The sequence below is a fragment of the Acinetobacter sp. Lyrl_1 genome (genome assembly GCF_051948795.1).
In the GTDB taxonomy this organism is placed as follows: domain Bacteria; phylum Pseudomonadota; class Gammaproteobacteria; order Pseudomonadales; family Moraxellaceae; genus Acinetobacter; species Acinetobacter towneri.
Genome location: NZ_JAYJLK010000001.1, coordinates 132509 through 148749 on the forward strand (window position 1 = coordinate 132509; position 16241 = coordinate 148749).

Genomic DNA, 16241 nt, shown 5'->3' on the forward strand with positions numbered 1-16241 from the left:
TTATTCCCTTGTTTTTGATTGTTATGGTCAATATAAAAAGACCCTTTTGCATGATAACGGTTTTTATTCAAAAGGTATCGCGGTCTTGACTTAAGTATAAAAAAACAACATTTGGTAAAATTCACCCTAACCAGTCACCTTGATTTATAAGACAAAAATAAAATTAATATATTGATTACGCTAATTTTTAAAATAAAAAACCAATAAACTTATTTTTATAATTTGCATAAATTTAATTCATAAATGTATAGCTACTAGGCTAATGAAATTTGATCTATTACAATCTTGTCACTTTTTCATTGTCGGGCTGAATACTTTGAACAACGAGTCTTCACAACTTCAGCGTGGCTTAAAGAACCGCCATATTCAATTGATTGCCATGGGTGGTGCAATTGGTACTGGTTTATTCTTAGGTTCCGCGCAGGTCATCCAATCTGCTGGCCCATCTATTATTTTGGGTTATGCCATTGGTGGTCTTATTGCATTTTTAATTATGCGCCAATTGGGGGAAATGATTGTTCATGAGCCCGTTGCAGGGTCATTCAGTCACTTTGCCTATAAATATGCAGGTAAGTTCCCTGGCTTTTTAGCTGGCTGGAATTACTGGATTCTGTATATTTTGGTGGCCATGGCAGAACTCACCGCAGTCGCAAAATATATTAACTACTGGTGGCCGCATATTCCTGCATGGACATCGGCACTGTTCTTTTTCATTGTGATTACCATTATTAACTTGGGCAACGTGAAGTTCTACGGTGAGTCGGAATTCTGGTTGGCGATTATTAAAGTCGCTGCCGTAGTCTCGATGATTGTATTTGGTTTATACCTATTACTTTCTGCAGATGCGACTTCTACTGCTTCTTTCAGTAACCTTTGGGCACATGGCGGTTTCTTCCCGCATGGCTTTGAAGGGCTATTCTTTATGTTGGCCTTCCTGATGTTTGCCTTTGGCGGCATTGAATTGATTGGTATGGCAGCAGCCGAAGCGCAAGACCCAGAAAAAACAATTCCTAAAGCCATTAACCAAGTGGTGTTCCGTATCCTGATTTTCTATGTCGGTTCGCTCACTATTCTGTTGTCTTTAGTGCCTTGGAATCAGCTCGATTTAGGTGGTTTAGATAAAAGTCCATTCGTGATGATTTTTAGCCAGATGGGGATTGAATGGGCTGCACACTTACTGAATTTCGTGATTTTGACTGCGGCACTTTCTGTGTATAACAGTGGGATGTATGCCAACAGCCGTATGTTGTTCGGCTTAGCCAAACAAGGCAATGCACCAAAAATTTTCCTAAAAGTGAATAAACAAGGTGTGCCAATCCCAGCCGTCCTATTCTCTGCGGTATTAATTTTCGGCTGTGTATTGTTGAACTACTTTGTACCTGAAGAAGCTTTAAGCCACCTCATGTATATTGTTGTGGGTGCATTGGTTTTAAACTGGGCGATGATCAGTTTAACCCACTTAAAATTCAGCAGTACTTTGAAAAAATTAGCTATTCCAACCAAGTTCCCTGCTCTTTGGTCGCCATTTAGTAACTATCTGGTGTTGGCCTTCATTGCTGTGGTGCTATACATTATGTGGACTCAAGGCTTCAAAGAATCAGTCATTATGATTCCAGTCTGGATTGTTTTAATGTTCATTCTGTTTAAGGTGCTTAATTCCAAAAAACCTTAATTTGGATTGCATTTATATCGCCCCATTTAAAAAGTTACTGCTTCGGCAGTAACTTTTTTTTATAGCTCGATTTTGTCTTTCCGCATGTAAGTTCAACGCTCAATAGAGTGAAATTATAAAACCTTCAAATTTTTAATCCTGCTGTAGGATTCTCTTTCAGAATATAAACCAATAAAACACTGCTGTTTTTATTGATATTTCAACCAATTTATACTCTCCCCAAGGTCATTTACATTCTAAATGATAAAAAGACTCTACTTGAGAAGAATTCTTAGTTATTATTTGAGCACAAAATTTGTCGTGTGAAATATCCATGAATGCGTTTGCTGCACAACCTGCCAATGTATTGACCATCCAACAGCTGAGTAAAAAGTTTGGTTCACGTTTTGCCGTGCAAAATGCGACATGGTCTGCCATGAGTGGGCAGATTGTCTGTTTGTTGGGGCACTCAGGATGCGGTAAAACCACCATGCTGCGCTTAATTGCAGGTTTGGAAAATCCAAGCAGTGGTTCTATTCAACTCGAACAGCATATTTTATGGGATGCACAACAACAGATACCTGCAGAATCACGCAACATTGGTTTAGTTTTTCAAGATTACGCCCTTTTTCCACATTTAAGTGTGCTGGAAAATGTCATGTTTGGCTTAAAAAAATTCCCTAAATCGCAACGTACTGAAATTGCCAAACAAGCCTTAGAACACGTGTCGATGCTGCATCATCAAGACAGCTACCCCTACACGCTTTCAGGCGGTGAACAACAACGAGTAGCTTTGGCACGTGCATTAGCCCCTAAACCGCAAGTTTTACTTATGGATGAACCTTTTTCCAATTTGGATCATCGCCTGCGTGATCAAATTCGTCAAAGCACCATTCAAATTTTAAAACAAACGGCAACTACTACGGTCATTGTCACGCATGATCCTGAAGAAGCGCTGCAAATTGCTGATCAAATTATCTTAATGCATCAAGGGCAAATCATTCAAATTGGCTCGCCTAAGCAACTCTACCTACAACCTAAAACGTTATTTGCAGCGCGCTATTTTTCTGCGTTGAATGAAATTCCTGCACAAGTCAATAATCAAACAATCTCCACCATTTTTGGTCAAGTTGATCGTGGTCAGCAGGATTTAGCACAAGACTTATCTACGCAAAAACAAGTGCAATGCTGCTTCCGCCCTCATCAAGTTCGTGTCAGCAAAACCCCTAGTGAAGGTGCATTACCAGCAAGCGTGTTGTCTTCAAGCTTTATGGGACACGCGCAGCAACTACGTCTAAAACTACAAGATCATGCGCTCACACTTTTGGCACAAGTTAATCATCTTCAAGATTTCCAGCATACCGAACAAGTCTATGTTTCTGTAGATTTAAACAGCTGTTTTTTCTTGGCATCTGATGAGCAATCATCAACCACACCAGATTCTGCTTTAGCTGCTATTCACATTTAAATTTTCGATTAGGAATACCGTATGAAACCAATGTCTAAATTATCGCTGGTTGTTACAGGTCTACTTGCGTTTGGTGCAAGTGTGGCGCAAGCAACTGAAGTTAACCTATACACCACACGTGAACCTGTTTTAATTCAAACGTTATTGACTGAATTCACGCAAAAAACAGGTGTAAAAGTAAATACTGTTTTTATTAAAGATGGTTTATTGGAACGTGTAAAAGCAGAAGGTCGTCGCTCACCTGCCGATGTCATGCTAACCGTAGATTTTGGTAATTTAGTGGACTTGGTAGAAGGTGGCTTAACCCAGCGAGTTAGCTCTAAAACATTAAATAGTGCGATTCCTGCTAACTTACGTGCAGCCAATGGACATTGGTATGCCTTGTCGATGCGTGCACGTGCAGTCTATGCCTCTAAAGACCGTACATCTTTAAAAGCCATCACTTATGAAGATTTGGCTAATCCAACATGGAAAAATAAAATCTGCATCCGTTCTGGCAACCATCCTTATAACACCGCTTTAATTGCTGCCTATATTGCGCATCACGGTGAAAAACAAGCTGAGACTTGGTTGCGTGGCGTTAAAGCCAATTTAGCTCGTCCTGCCAGTGGTGGTGACCGTGACGTTGCCCGCGATATTTTAGGTAAAATTTGTGATATTGGCGTGGCCAACACCTATTACGTTGGCACCATGCGTACAGGTGATGCTGAACAACAGCGTTGGGGCAATGCCATTAATGTCGTGCTGCCACGTTTTAAAAATGGTGGTACGCATGTGAATGTATCGGGTGCAGTGATCTCTAAGCATGCACCAAACCGCAAAGAAGCGGTACAACTGCTTGAGTTTTTAGCTTCAGATCATGCCCAAGCCATCTACGCCCAAAATGGGTTTGAATATCCAGTAAAACCAGGGGTAAAAATTGACCCGATTATCGCTAGTTTTGGCAAACTGAATATTGATTCAATTCGTTTAAGCGATATTGCACGTCACCGTAAAGCCGCCAACTTATTGGTCGATAAAGTCCAGTTTAACCGCTAAAATTTTCTGCTTTTGTCTTACAGTGCATCGCTTTGCACTGTAAGATGCTTAGCTGATCCCTCTCCCTTATTTAGTACCTCTATTGCAATGCTTAAAAATAAATTTAATTTTTTATTTTCGCTCAGTGGGTTATTGACGCTACTCGCCTGTTTACCTGTGCTCGCTTTAATTTGGACAGCATTACAAGGTGATAGCGAAATTTGGGGGCATCTGCTGCGTTATGTAATTCCACACACGTTGGCAGAAACAGGGATTTTATTGTTGGGTGTGGGGATTCTCACCATCCTGATTGGTACAGGCAGCGCATGGATTGTAACGGCGTATCAATTCCGAGGTCGTGCATTTTTAGATTGGGCCTTACTGCTGCCTTTAGCCGTACCAACTTATATTATTGCGTATAGTTATATCGACATTTTACATCCTATTGGTCCTGTGCAAAGTATCCTGCGGGATGGGTTTAATTTAGAATTACAACAGTTTTGGTTTCCCAATATTCGTACCGTTTGGGGCGGCATCTTCTTGCTTAGCTTTGTGCTGTATCCGTATGTGTATTTAAGTACACGTGCAATGTTTCTGATGCAATCGGCCAGTTTAATTGAGGTTGCACGTACATTAGGATTAAAACCCGATCAAGTGTTTTTACGTGTTGCGATTCCATTAGCACGTCCTGCAATTGCTGTGGGTACTAGTCTAGTTTTAATGGAAACCATTAATGATATTGGTGCAACAGAATTTTTAGGCATTAAAACCTTAACTTTGTCGATTTATTCAACCTGGACCAATCAGTCCGATTTAGCCAGCGCCGCACAAATTGCCATTTTCATGTTGATGATTATTACCTTATTGGTGTTAGTAGAGCGTTTAGGTCGACGTAAACAGCGCTATATGAACTCGGCTCAACGCAGCCGTTTAATGCCTGCACAATCGGTCAAAGGTACTAAAGCACTTGTATTATTGGGTTTAGGTTTAATTCCTGTCTGTATTGGCTTTTTAATTCCAACCAGTCATTTATTGGTCGAATCCTATAAACGTATTCAATATGCAGGGTTCTCAGATTATCTGATCCAAGCATCCATCAACACACTGATGCTTGCCAGTATTGCCACCATCGTCACCATTTTGATTGGCTTCTTTATTGTCAGTGCTGCACGTTTTAGCAAACACAACTGGTTTAGCCGCATTTCTAGCTTAGGTTATGCCATTCCAGGAACTGTTTTAGCCATTGGTCTCATGTTGGCTTTGGGCAAAATTGATCATGCCATTGCCGACTTTTTAGAATTTAAATTAGGGATACACACAGGTTTATTATTTCTCGGTACTAGTTTTACCCTTATTTATGCTTATGCTGTGCGTTTTTTAGCTATTTCGGTGGGCGGCATTGAGTCAGGCTATAACCGTATTCATGGTGTTTTTGATGATGCTGCACGCAATTTAGGGCAAAACAACTTTGCACTGTTGTGGCGTGTACACCTGCCATTATTACGCCCTGCTATTATTTCTGCAGCTTTATTAATTTTTGTAGATTGCATGAAAGAGCTACCTGCCACTTTGTTGCTCCGTCCCTTAAATATGGAAACACTCGCTACTCAGCTATATGCAGAAGCCTCTAGGGGCACTTATGAAGATGGTGCCGTAGCAGCTTTATTAATTGTATTGGTTGGGCTGATTCCTGTCATTCTTTTGGCAAAGCTTGGAAAAACCACACGTTAATGCACCCCATTTTGTTGCAAAATATGCCTTACAACAAAATGAAATTCGATAAAAAGTATTTTTTTTAACCAATTAAAAACATTTAAACAAGAGATTGATTTTTAAATTTTATTATTTAATTTCAATCACTAACAAGCCAAAATCCCAAACCAATTAGAACAAATACTCTATTCAGCGTGTTTTTTATACTGATGAGTTTTTTCTAGAGCATTTACTCTTATTTTAATTGTGATATTTTTGTCACATGGAGTAACAAATGGTCTCGGTTTGCACAAGTCGAAATCATCCTAAATGAAAGCTTAAAGCATCAACAAAAACTGTCATAAAAGACTTTATAGCCCAAGGGAAATGTATAATGAAATTAAAAGCACTAAGCACAGCAATGATTTTAGCAACTGTACCAATGACAGGTGCTTTTGCTGCAGCTCTAGATCGTTCTGGTCAATCTATGGCTGCGTTCTTACAACCGGGTAACTACTTTGAAGCAGGTATTTCTGTATTAGACCCAGATGTATCTGGACAGGAAGCTGGCTCAAGCACAACAAATCGTCAAATTGGTGATATGGCGGGCGATTATTATTTCCCTAGCGCAGCCCTAAAACTTCAACCAACAAAAAACTTCTCATTTGGTATTTTATACGATCAACCATACGGTGCTGATGCTGCATATACTGGTAGCAATGTTTTCGTTTCAGATGCGACCAATACAATTCTAGCGCCTGAAGCTTTGGCTGGGATTCGTCAAACCACCATTGATACACAAGTTGCTGCCAATCTTCCTGGAGCATTAGCTCAAAATCTACAAGCAGGCATAGATAGTACTGTTTCTGCCCAAGCTGCTGGACTTGTTGCAAGTGGTGCTGCCCCTACTCAAGCAATTGCAGAGTCTGTAATTCGTAGTAATACTGCTGCGATGACAACGATTGAAAATGGCGTTACAGCTGCAATCACTCAAAATGTTCAAAATGCGGTGACTCAAGCAGTTGATGCTGGTTTGGCTAACGTAAATGGCCTATTAGGAACAGGAAATACTAGCGTAGAAGTTGATACACAAAACCTTTCTTTTATTGCTGGTTTCCAACCTACTGAAAATTGGAATATTTATGGTGGTGCCGTTTACCAAACCATTAAAGGTAATGTAGCACTTCGTGGACAAGCATATAGCCTATTCAATGGTTATGATGCATCAATCCCTGAAGATAGTGCAATGGGCTGGTTAGCTGGTGTTTCATACCAAATTCCTGAAATTGCCTTAAAAGCATCTTTGACATATCGTTCAGAAATTGATCACGATGTTAATGTGCGAGAAACACTACCAACGCTTGGGGCATTAGCATTACTGCCCAATGGTGCAGCAGCAGCAGGTGTTATCGCAACTTCAGAAGGTAAAACCACAATTACCACACCACAGTCTGTAAATTTAGATTTCCAAACTGGAATTATGGCAAATACTGTGGCATTTGCAAACTTACGTTGGGTAGAGTGGTCTAAGTTCTCTATCCGCCCACATAAATTTGGTCTCGTAAGTGAGGCTGTTGGTCCATTGCCAGCTGTTAATCGTCCTAATGGCTTTAACTTGGTTGAGTATGAGGATGACCAAATCTCTGCAACTGTAGGTGTTGGTCGCAAACTAAATGACCAATGGGCTGGTAACGTATCTGTAGGATGGGACTCTGGCGCAGGTAACCCTGTATCAACTCTTGGTCCTACTGAAGGTTATTGGAACGTTGGTCTAGGGGTTCAATACTCACCTGCTCCAAACTACTTTATTGCAGGTGGTGTAAAATACTTCATGTTAGGTGATGCAAAAGCCCAAACTGGTGCTCAAGCAGGCGGTTCTGATTATGTTGCAGAGTTTGAAGATAACGATGCATGGGCATACGGTTTAAAAATCGGTTACCGCTTCTAATTCAATATTTTCTAAAACAGCCACCCTTCGGGGGTGGTTTTTTACACTTAAAACTCTTCGTTTTTATACAAGTGCCAACCTAATGTTTAAATTTAAAACAATTAAACACATATTTCCCCAAATATTAACCTAAAAAATTATTTAATAAAATTCATTTACTTAAGACATAAAAATAGTACTTTTACTCTAATCAACTGCTATTTATAACTTATTCAGTTCATTTATTCTGCCAAGTTGAGCATTTACTCTTTTTTCAAATATGTTACTTTTCCTGCACTTTTTGTTACATAAAGCATCAGGGAACGACTATGAAGCTCAATAATATTTATTCGGCTATTTTACTTAGCACTCTCCCACTTACACCTACGCTTGCTGCTGGTTTAGACCGTTCTGGTCAATCTATTGCTGCATTTTTACAACCGGGTAATTATGCAGAAGCAGGTATTTCTATTTTAGATCCAAATGTATCTGGTCAAGACAAAGATAAACACCAAGCAGATGACATGGCAGGTGATTATTACTTCCCACACGCTGCATTAAAAGTTCAAGCAACTAACAAAGTGTCGATTGGCTTAATTTACGATCAACCTTTTGGCGCCGATGCTGAATATTTTGGGAACAATAATTTTGTTGAAAGTAGGCCTGTACCATTTCAAGGCAGTACTTCTGTTGTGGTTGATACCCAAAATTTAAATCTGTTAGTTGGTTATCAACCTAATGAAAATTGGAATCTATATGCTGGTGCTGTATATCAGACAGTAGATGGTACTGTTATTTTACGTGGTACTGCATATTCAGCCTTTAATGGTTATGATTTTAAAACAGGTGAAGATGAGTCTGTGGGTTGGTTAGCGGGTGTTGCGTATCAAATCCCTGAAATCGCACTTAAAGCTTCTGTTACTTACCGCTCTGAAATTGAGCATGAAATGACTGCTTATGAAAACTTTGGTGCAATAGGATTTACCCAAATCCCTACACTAGATGCAACTATGACGCAAATTAGTTCTACTACAGGTAAAACACAACTAACAACACCACAATCTGTCAATCTAGATTTCCAAACGGGAATTATGGCGAACACCGTTGCATTTGCAAACCTTCGCTGGGTGGACTGGTCAAATTTTAAAGTACAACCATACAAATTTGGCAAGCTTACTCAAATATTAGGCCAAGCTGGTTATGTACCCACCAAACCCAATGGATTTAACCTTATTGACTATAAAGATGACCAAATTTCTGCAACTGTTGGTGTAGGACGTAAGTTCAATGATCGTTGGGGTGGTAATGTATCTGTAGGCTGGGATTCTGGTGCCGGCAACCCTGTTACGACCTTAGGTCCAACTGAAGGCTACTGGAGTGTGGGTACAGGTGTTCGCTACTCACCTACCGAAAATTATTTCATTGGTGCAGGATTTAAATACTTCTGGTTAGGTGATGCTGATGCCGTCACAGGTGCACACACGGAAGCAGGCAAGTTTGAAAATAATTACGCTGTTGCATATGGATTAAATATTGGCTACCGCTTCTAAATCAATGCACTGTTAATATCGCATAAAAACAAAGGGCATCAAATGATGCCCTTTATTGTATTCAGCTTCAGATTAAGCAGGAATATCTCGTACCGAAGCACCACGAATTGCTTCTTTTAATGCTGCATAACCATGAATTGCAGGGAATTGTGGGAATTCTGCAATCACATTATCAGGTGCATCAAATAAGAAGCCTTTGTCCGCTTCACCTAGCATCGTTGTATCATTATATGAATCGCCTGCAGCAATTACGCGGAAATTTAAACCGTGTAAGGCTTTAACCGCCTGGCGCTTTTGGTCGGGTTGACGCAATTTATATGCTGTAATCATGCCATTTTCATCTGTTTCTAATTTATGACAGAAAATTGTTGGCCAACCCAATTGCTTCATCAACGGATGTGCAAATTCATAGAACGTATCTGAAAGAATAATCAATTGGAAGTGTGTGCTCACCCACTCGACAAACTCTTTCGCGCCAGGGAATGGCCCCATATCCGCAATCACCGCTTGAATATCATTCAAACCCAAGCCATGCTGTTTTAGAATATTTAAACGCTGAGTCATCAACACATCGTAGTCAGGAATATCACGTGTAGTTGCTTCAAGTTCTTTAATGCCAGTTTTTTTAGCAAAGTTAATCCAAATTTCTGGAACTAACACACCTTCAAGATCAAGACATACGATTTCCATGGGTTCTCCCAAAATACCTGTAAAAGTTTTTCCCTATCATAGCCGAAGATTTGCTATTTGCCTTGTTCTTTTTTAAATCTATTTCATTCATAAGCATTTATTTTTTAGTGATAAGACCTTTTTAGGAATTCCATTAAAATAATCCGCTCAAGAACAAAGATTAGCCCTCAAGCCGACTGCAGGAAGACTTATGCACACCATTCCCACCATAGATATTGTTGATGCACTCGCGACTGAATATGCCGATAAATCACCGAGCGACATTTTAAAACTTGCCTTAAGTCAGCAAGGCGAAGTCGCGATTTCATTTTCAGGTGCAGAGGATGTGGTGCTGATTGATATGGCATCCAATTTAGGTTTGCCATTTCGTGTATTTAGTTTAGATACAGGACGTTTGCATCCTGAAACCTATCAATTTTTAGAAACTGTACGCAAATATTATAATATTGAGATCGAAATTTGCTTTCCTGAAACCGAAACAGTCCAACAATTGGTACAAGAAAAAGGCTTATTTAGCTTTTTTGAAGATGGACATCAGGAATGTTGCGGAATTCGTAAAGTTCAGCCTTTACGCAAAAAGCTGGCAACACTAGATGGCTGGATTACAGGACAACGTAAAGACCAAAGTCCGGGTACACGCCAAGATATTCCTGTCGTACAAGCAGATGCAGGATTTTCAGGTCCTAACAAGCAATTAATCAAATACAATCCACTGGCAAACTGGTCAAGCAGTGACGTGTGGAATTATATTCGCATGATGGAAATTCCATACAATCGTTTGCATGAAAAAGGTTTTATTTCAATTGGCTGTGAACCTTGCACCCGCCCTGTGTTGCCAAATCAACATGAACGTGAAGGTCGTTGGTGGTGGGAAGAAGCAACGCACAAAGAATGCGGTCTACATGCTGGAAATTTAAAATAATACATCTATTACTACAATAAAAATCACAGTTTTACTGTGATTTTTATTGACTTGCGATGGCGCAAAAATCACTATATTTGTTTGATAAAAAAGATATACTGAATTAAATCTTATATAACTCTAAAAACCTTGTTCAGATAAGAACAAGCGTAGAAATTGCAGTGAGGCAATCCACAATATGCGTCCATTACACCCTATTGATTTTATTTTCCTATCACTCGAAAAACGTCAACAGCCCATGCATGTGGGCGGATTATTCTTATTCCAAATTCCAGAACATGCACCAGCCACTTTTATTCAAGACTTGGTTGCCGATATTCGCAATTCAAAGTCGATGCCTATTGCACCATTTAACAATAAGCTCAATGGTCTGTTTTGGGATGAAGATGAAGAGTTCGATCTCGATCATCACTTCCGTCATATTGCCTTGCCAAAACCAGGCCGTATTCGTGAATTATTAACTTATATTTCACAAGAACACAGTTCACTGATTGATCGTGCCAAACCTTTATGGACTTGCCATATTATTGAAGGCATTGAAGATAATCGTTTTGCAATGTTCTTTAAAATTCATCATGCCATGGTAGATGGCATTGCAGGCATGCGTTTGGTGGAAAAATCCCTTTCGCATGACGAAAATGCAAAAAGAATTGTACCGCCTTGGTGTGTGGAAGGTCCGCGTGCTAAACGCCTGAAAGAACCGAAAGTCAGCCGTTTAAAGAAAATTTTTGGTGGAGTTAAAGGTCAGTTTGAAGCAACCCCTCGCGCAGTTTATGAAGTATCACAAACTGTTGCCAAAGATATGGGACGTAATCCTGATTATGTCTCCAGCTTCCAAGCACCAAGCACCATCTTAAACCAACGTGTGAGCGCCTCACGTCGTTTTGCCGCTCAATCTTTTGAGTTTGCACGTTTGCACCGTATTGCCAAAGCTTTAGGCGTAACCATTAATGATGTGGTGCTGGCAATTTGCTCAGGCGCATTGCGTGAGTACTTACTCAGCCAATATGCATTACCTAAAAAACCTCTTATTGCAATGGTGCCTGCCTCTATTCGTGATGACGATTCTGAAGTATCCAATCGAATCACCATGATTTTAGCCAACTTAGGTACGCACAAAGAAGATCCGCTTGAACGTTTAAAAATTGTGCGCCGCAGTGTACAAAATGCCAAGCAGCGTTTTAAGCGCATGAATGCCAATCAAATTATGAACTATAGTGCTTTTGTTTACGGCGCTGCTGGTTTAAATATTTTGTCAGGCATTATGCCAAAGCGTCAGGCCTTTAACTTGGTGATTTCCAATGTACCTGGCCCACGTGAACCTTTGTATTGGAATGGTGCAAAGCTAGATGCACTATACCCTGCTTCAATCGTGTTAGATGGACAAGCTTTAAACATTACCATGACCAGCTATTTAGACAAATTAGAAGTTGGTTTAACTGCTTGTCGTCATGCCTTACCGAAAATGCAAAACTTATTGCAACACTTAGAAGATGAAATTCAGCGCTTTGAACAGATTATTGATGCGCCTGAAGGGGTCAATAAAATCGTGGATTGATACGTCAATCCATCAGAAAAATAATTCAATAGAATCAATTAAGGGGCAATTGCTGCCCCTTATTTTTGAATAGTACGACACTGTTTTAATAATTGCTGACAAACTGCGCTAACCATTGCAGTGGTAATTTGAGTTTCTTTACCTTGCTCATCGACAATATAACCGTTATGTGTCACTTTACGATCTAATACTTTTAAACTCTTTTGAATCACAACTTTACTCATACCCATGACATACCTCATTTGCTAAACCGAGGGAGATGTTCGGCTTTGGCTACTCTGTATGCTTAGTATTGAGAATTCACTCAAAAAAGTAAAATTTCAGATGTAACAACTGTTTAGCGATATCCTGTTACAATTTCAGCTCAAAATGATATCGTATTGCTCTTGCGTATATAAATTTTCCACCTGAAATTTAATCACACGGCTGACAAAGTGCTCTAAATCCGCCACTGCTGGCGCTTCGGCAGTTAACAATCGGTCAATCACCGATGGGTGCGCAACGACAGTAAAGCCACGTTGTGATTCAAATGCGCGTGCGTATCTTAAAATTTCTCGAAAAATTTCGTAACATACTGACTCTGCTGTTTTGACATATCCCCGTCCCTGACAAGTTGGACAGGCTTCACAAAGTAAATGTTCTAAAGATTCACGGGTACGTTTACGGGTCATCTCGACCAAGCCCAGTTCAGACACTTGGGTAATTTTGGTCTTGGCATGATCTCGTTCAAGCATACGCTCAAACTGACTCAAGACTTCATCACGATGCTGTACTTCTTGCATATCAATGAAGTCGATAATGATGATGCCACCCAAATTACGCAAACGTAACTGGCGGGCAATGACCTGTGTCGCTTCCATATTGGTTTTAAATACGGTGTCTTCTAAAGTCCGCCCACCGACATAAGAGCCTGTATTCACATCAATGGTAGTCATGGCTTCAGTCTGATCAATCATCAGATAACCGCCCGACTTTAATGCCACACGGGTTTGCAATGCCTTTTGAATATCTTCTTCGACATTGTATAAATCGAACAGTGGCCGCTCACCAGGGTAATGAATCAGGCGATTGTGCATATTGGGCACAAACTCATCCACAAATTCTTTTAATTTGGCGTGAATTTCACGTGAATCGACATAAATTTTGGCGGTGTTATCATTCGCCAAATCACGAATTACGCGTTGCGGTAACGGCAACTCTTCAAAAATCAAAGAAGGCACAGCAATGCTTTTTTGTTTACGCTGAATGTATTCCCACAATTTTGCCAAGTAACACATATCTTGCACTAAGGCCGCTTCATCGACGCCTTCGGCTGCTGTGCGTACAATCACTGAGCCTGGTAATTTATGCTCAGCCTGAATGGTTTCAATGATCCCGCGTAGACGCTCACGTTCTTCACTCGATTCAATGCGTTGTGATACGCCAATATGACTGCCATACGGCATTAGAACCAAATAACGCGAAGGAATGGAAAGATCAGTGCTCAGTCGTGCGCCTTTAGTACCGAGCATATCTTTCATCACTTGCACGGTTAGAATTTGCCCAGGCTGCAATAATTCAAAGACATTCGGTGTAGGTTGGCTGCGCGGCCAAATCATGTCATTGATATGCAAAAAAGCAGTACGCGATAAACCAATATCGACAAAAGCGGCTTGCATGCCTGGCAGCACGCGCACCACTTTGCCTTTATAAATATTGCCCACCAAACCACGCTTGGCTGTACGCTCAACGAATAGTTCATTGACCGTGCCGTTTTGAATTAACGCCACCCGACACTCCATCGGTGTGACGTTAATCAACAACTCGTCAGACATAATAAAACTCAAAACATTATAAAAATTTTTGTGCAGCAGTTAATTTAGTGCCTTAACTGTCTGTAATAACTGTACGGTTTCATAGAGTGGCAGGCCGACAACATTGCTATAACTGCCCTCAATACGCGGAATATAACGTGCTGCGATGCCCTGAATCGCATAAGCACCCGCTTTTCCAATCGGCTCACCTGTTGCCCAGTAGCTTTCCATATCATCTAGGCTAAGCGATTGAAATTCAACCTGTGTACGTACCACTATACTGGATTTTTTCTGTTTTGTACGCACACAAACCCCTGAAAAAACATCATGTTTTCGACCAGAAAGTTGTGACCAAATGGCAAAGGCATTTGCTTTGGATTCTGGCTTGCCCAAAATCTGCCCATCTACGCCTAGACTGGTATCGGCAGCGATTACCATAGCATCAGGAAATAGCTGCAAAACGGCATCTGCTTTGGCACACGCCAAACGTTCAACATACGTAGCAACGTCTTCGCCCGCTAAAATAGATTCATCGATATTTGGACTGTAAATTTCAAATTCCAGTCCAAGCTGTTGTAGGAGTTCCCGACGACGCGGTGAACTTGAAGCAAGAATTAAATGCGCCATTTTCGCAAGAAATAATACAGCACAGGCCAGAGTAAAATACTACTCAGCAAAGGTTGCCAATGACGCGCAAATGGGAACTGAATCCCACCCATGACTTGCATCACCCAAATCAGGGCGAGGTGTGCCAAAATTGCGATTGCACTGATGACCCATAAATTTGCAAACGTCATAATACGGCGTTCACGAGTCAGGAAACGTGCCACAAAAGTAATCACCACAAAACTCAAGGCATTCATGCCCAAAGGTGCATCGAGGAGCAAGTCTGCAAACAAGCCTGTACCAAAGGCAAACCAGATGCCACACCATGTTGGTTGCCCAAGCACCCAAAACAAGGTCACCATCAACATAAACAATGGTCGCCAACCCGAGCCTGTATAAGACAGCGGATACACCATGAGTACGGATGCAGCGATTACTGAAAAAATAATCGGAAATAGTGGATCTTTATTCTTGTTTTGTCCAAGTCGGGTTTGTCCAATTTTAGCGATTGGCATTTGGCTGCTCCTTCGCTAAAGATTCTGAGAACAGCACCACCACATGATGACCACCCGCCAATTGTGCTGCAGGCATCACATCAATTTGCGCAAACTCACCAGAATTATGTCGGCTGATTTTGGCAATGCTTCCAACCAAATACCCTGCAGGGAAATGCTCGCCCAAGCCAGAGCTATAGACTTTTTCTCCAACCTGAATATTGGCACTGGTCGGTACATATTCCATTTTCAAACGTCCCAAATCGCCCGTACCTGACACAATTGCGCGCATGCCTGTATGTTCCAAACGCACTGAAAGCGAGTGTTCTTTGTCAGAAAGCAACATGACACGGCTACTGTGTGGATACACCGCAATGATCTGCCCCATAATGCCTTTATCATCCAAAACGGTTTGCCCGACTTTGAGCTGATTTTGTGAACCACGGTTAATCACAATAATATGACGCAAAGGATCGGCATCGGTACCAATCACTTCGGCAATTTCCATGCGTCCATCAATAATTAAAGGCGTATCGAGTAGACCGCGCAGGCGAGTATTTTCTGCAGAGAGTTCAGATAATTTTTGCAAACGGACTTGAGCCTGTAATAGCTCTGCCTGCATCGCGGTATTTTCACGACGCAATTGAGCTTCAGACTTACTTTGTTGACTTAGCCATTCTCGCGACAATACAGGATAGCTTGCAAAGGCATAAATTGGATTATATGCCGCATACAAAACATCACGTGCAGGTTGAATTACATGCGGGACACGCCAGTTAAAGAACAGGATGACCAAGCAAGTAATGACCGCAATTATAAAAGAGCGAAAAGATGGCGGTTGTCTGGAAAACAGATTTGTTTGCACCGCCGAAT

The 16241-nt window shown here is 40.9% G+C and carries 14 protein-coding genes; 8 read left to right on the top strand and 6 right to left on the bottom strand.

Translation table 11 applies throughout. From position 1 onward, the window contains the following. The first annotated feature begins 316 nt into the window (after window positions 1-316). The 6 genes from VF675_RS00620 to VF675_RS00645 all read left to right on the top strand — a co-directional run bounded on the left by VF675_RS00620 (window position 317) and on the right by VF675_RS00645 (window position 9305). Window positions 317-1672, top strand: coding sequence for an amino acid permease (locus VF675_RS00620; RefSeq protein ID WP_440204619.1), 1356 nt, complete (start codon window positions 317-319; stop codon window positions 1670-1672). Between the two features lie 313 nt (window positions 1673-1985). Continuing rightward, window positions 1986-3119 carry an ABC transporter ATP-binding protein gene (locus VF675_RS00625; protein WP_168418687.1) on the top strand — a complete coding sequence of 378 codons (1134 nt, stop codon included), beginning with the start codon at window positions 1986-1988 and terminating at the stop codon, window positions 3117-3119. A 21-nt stretch (window positions 3120-3140) separates the two neighbouring features. Beyond that, the gene (locus tag VF675_RS00630) at window positions 3141-4157 is read left to right on the top strand and encodes an extracellular solute-binding protein (protein WP_180060375.1); all 1017 of its coding nucleotides are present in this window, start codon (window positions 3141-3143) and stop codon (window positions 4155-4157) included. An 87-nt stretch (window positions 4158-4244) separates the two neighbouring features. Next, window positions 4245-5867, top strand: a complete 1623-nt coding sequence (locus VF675_RS00635; RefSeq protein ID WP_440204598.1) for an ABC transporter permease — start codon at window positions 4245-4247, stop codon at window positions 5865-5867. Between the two features lie 355 nt (window positions 5868-6222). Continuing rightward, on the top strand, window positions 6223-7776 hold the full coding sequence (locus tag VF675_RS00640) for a long-chain fatty acid transporter (protein ID WP_440204599.1): 1554 nt from the start codon (window positions 6223-6225) through the stop codon (window positions 7774-7776). A gap of 308 nt (window positions 7777-8084) precedes the next feature. Continuing rightward, the gene (locus VF675_RS00645) at window positions 8085-9305 is read left to right on the top strand and encodes an OmpP1/FadL family transporter (protein ID WP_440204600.1); all 1221 of its coding nucleotides are present in this window, start codon (window positions 8085-8087) and stop codon (window positions 9303-9305) included. A gap of 72 nt (window positions 9306-9377) precedes the next feature. On the opposite strand, the gene thrH is transcribed toward VF675_RS00645, so the two are convergent. Then, window positions 9378-9995 carry a bifunctional phosphoserine phosphatase/homoserine phosphotransferase ThrH gene (thrH, locus tag VF675_RS00650; protein ID WP_096901782.1) on the bottom strand — a complete coding sequence of 206 codons (618 nt, stop codon included), beginning with the start codon at window positions 9993-9995 and terminating at the stop codon, window positions 9378-9380. 190 nt (window positions 9996-10185) lie between these two features. On the opposite strand from thrH, the gene VF675_RS00655 reads away from it, so the two are divergent. Then, on the top strand, window positions 10186-10917 hold the full coding sequence (locus VF675_RS00655; protein WP_440204601.1) for a phosphoadenylyl-sulfate reductase: 732 nt from the start codon (window positions 10186-10188) through the stop codon (window positions 10915-10917). A gap of 178 nt (window positions 10918-11095) precedes the next feature. Further along, window positions 11096-12475 carry a WS/DGAT/MGAT family O-acyltransferase gene (locus VF675_RS00660; protein WP_096901778.1) on the top strand — a complete coding sequence of 460 codons (1380 nt, stop codon included), beginning with the start codon at window positions 11096-11098 and terminating at the stop codon, window positions 12473-12475. A gap of 59 nt (window positions 12476-12534) precedes the next feature. Here VF675_RS00660 and VF675_RS00665 read toward each other — a convergent pair whose 3' ends face one another. The 5 genes from VF675_RS00665 to mreC all read right to left on the bottom strand — a co-directional run bounded on the left by VF675_RS00665 (window position 12535) and on the right by mreC (window position 16233). Then, window positions 12535-12705, bottom strand: a complete 171-nt coding sequence (locus tag VF675_RS00665; protein ID WP_004975418.1) for a PA1571 family protein — start codon at window positions 12703-12705, stop codon at window positions 12535-12537. A 129-nt stretch (window positions 12706-12834) separates the two neighbouring features. Next, on the bottom strand, window positions 12835-14289 hold the full coding sequence (rng, locus tag VF675_RS00670) for a ribonuclease G (protein ID WP_104852376.1): 1455 nt from the start codon (window positions 14287-14289) through the stop codon (window positions 12835-12837). Between the two features lie 39 nt (window positions 14290-14328). Then, window positions 14329-14895, bottom strand: a complete 567-nt coding sequence (locus VF675_RS00675) for a Maf-like protein (RefSeq protein WP_440204602.1) — start codon at window positions 14893-14895, stop codon at window positions 14329-14331. Then, window positions 14883-15389 carry a rod shape-determining protein MreD gene (mreD, locus tag VF675_RS00680; RefSeq protein WP_178318225.1) on the bottom strand — a complete coding sequence of 169 codons (507 nt, stop codon included), beginning with the start codon at window positions 15387-15389 and terminating at the stop codon, window positions 14883-14885. Before mreD ends, VF675_RS00675 begins: the two co-directional genes overlap by 13 nt. Continuing rightward, window positions 15376-16233, bottom strand: a complete 858-nt coding sequence (mreC, locus tag VF675_RS00685) for a rod shape-determining protein MreC (protein ID WP_131261540.1) — start codon at window positions 16231-16233, stop codon at window positions 15376-15378. The genes mreD and mreC overlap by 14 nt, the downstream gene beginning before the upstream one ends. Between the last annotated feature and the right edge of the window lie 8 nt (window positions 16234-16241).

Bases quoted from the DNA above. Each gene is read 5' to 3' on its own strand.
- thrH (WP_096901782.1), bottom strand. From the start codon at position 9,995: ATGGAAATCGTATGTCTTGATCTTGAAGGTGTGTTAGTTCCAGAAATT.
- VF675_RS00665 (WP_004975418.1), bottom strand. From the start codon at position 12,705: ATGGGTATGAGTAAAGTTGTGATTCAAAAGAGTTTAAAAGTATTAGAT.
- VF675_RS00640 (WP_440204599.1), top strand. From the start codon at position 6,223: ATGAAATTAAAAGCACTAAGCACAGCAATGATTTTAGCAACTGTACCA.
- rng (WP_104852376.1), bottom strand. From the start codon at position 14,289: ATGTCTGACGAGTTGTTGATTAACGTCACACCGATGGAGTGTCGGGTG.
- VF675_RS00655 (WP_440204601.1), top strand. From the start codon at position 10,186: ATGCACACCATTCCCACCATAGATATTGTTGATGCACTCGCGACTGAA.
- mreD (WP_178318225.1), bottom strand. From the start codon at position 15,389: ATGCCAATCGCTAAAATTGGACAAACCCGACTTGGACAAAACAAGAAT.
- VF675_RS00675 (WP_440204602.1), bottom strand. From the start codon at position 14,895: ATGGCGCATTTAATTCTTGCTTCAAGTTCACCGCGTCGTCGGGAACTC.
- VF675_RS00625 (WP_168418687.1), top strand. From the start codon at position 1,986: ATGAATGCGTTTGCTGCACAACCTGCCAATGTATTGACCATCCAACAG.
- VF675_RS00630 (WP_180060375.1), top strand. From the start codon at position 3,141: ATGAAACCAATGTCTAAATTATCGCTGGTTGTTACAGGTCTACTTGCG.
- VF675_RS00635 (WP_440204598.1), top strand. From the start codon at position 4,245: ATGCTTAAAAATAAATTTAATTTTTTATTTTCGCTCAGTGGGTTATTG.
- VF675_RS00645 (WP_440204600.1), top strand. From the start codon at position 8,085: ATGAAGCTCAATAATATTTATTCGGCTATTTTACTTAGCACTCTCCCA.
- VF675_RS00660 (WP_096901778.1), top strand. From the start codon at position 11,096: ATGCGTCCATTACACCCTATTGATTTTATTTTCCTATCACTCGAAAAA.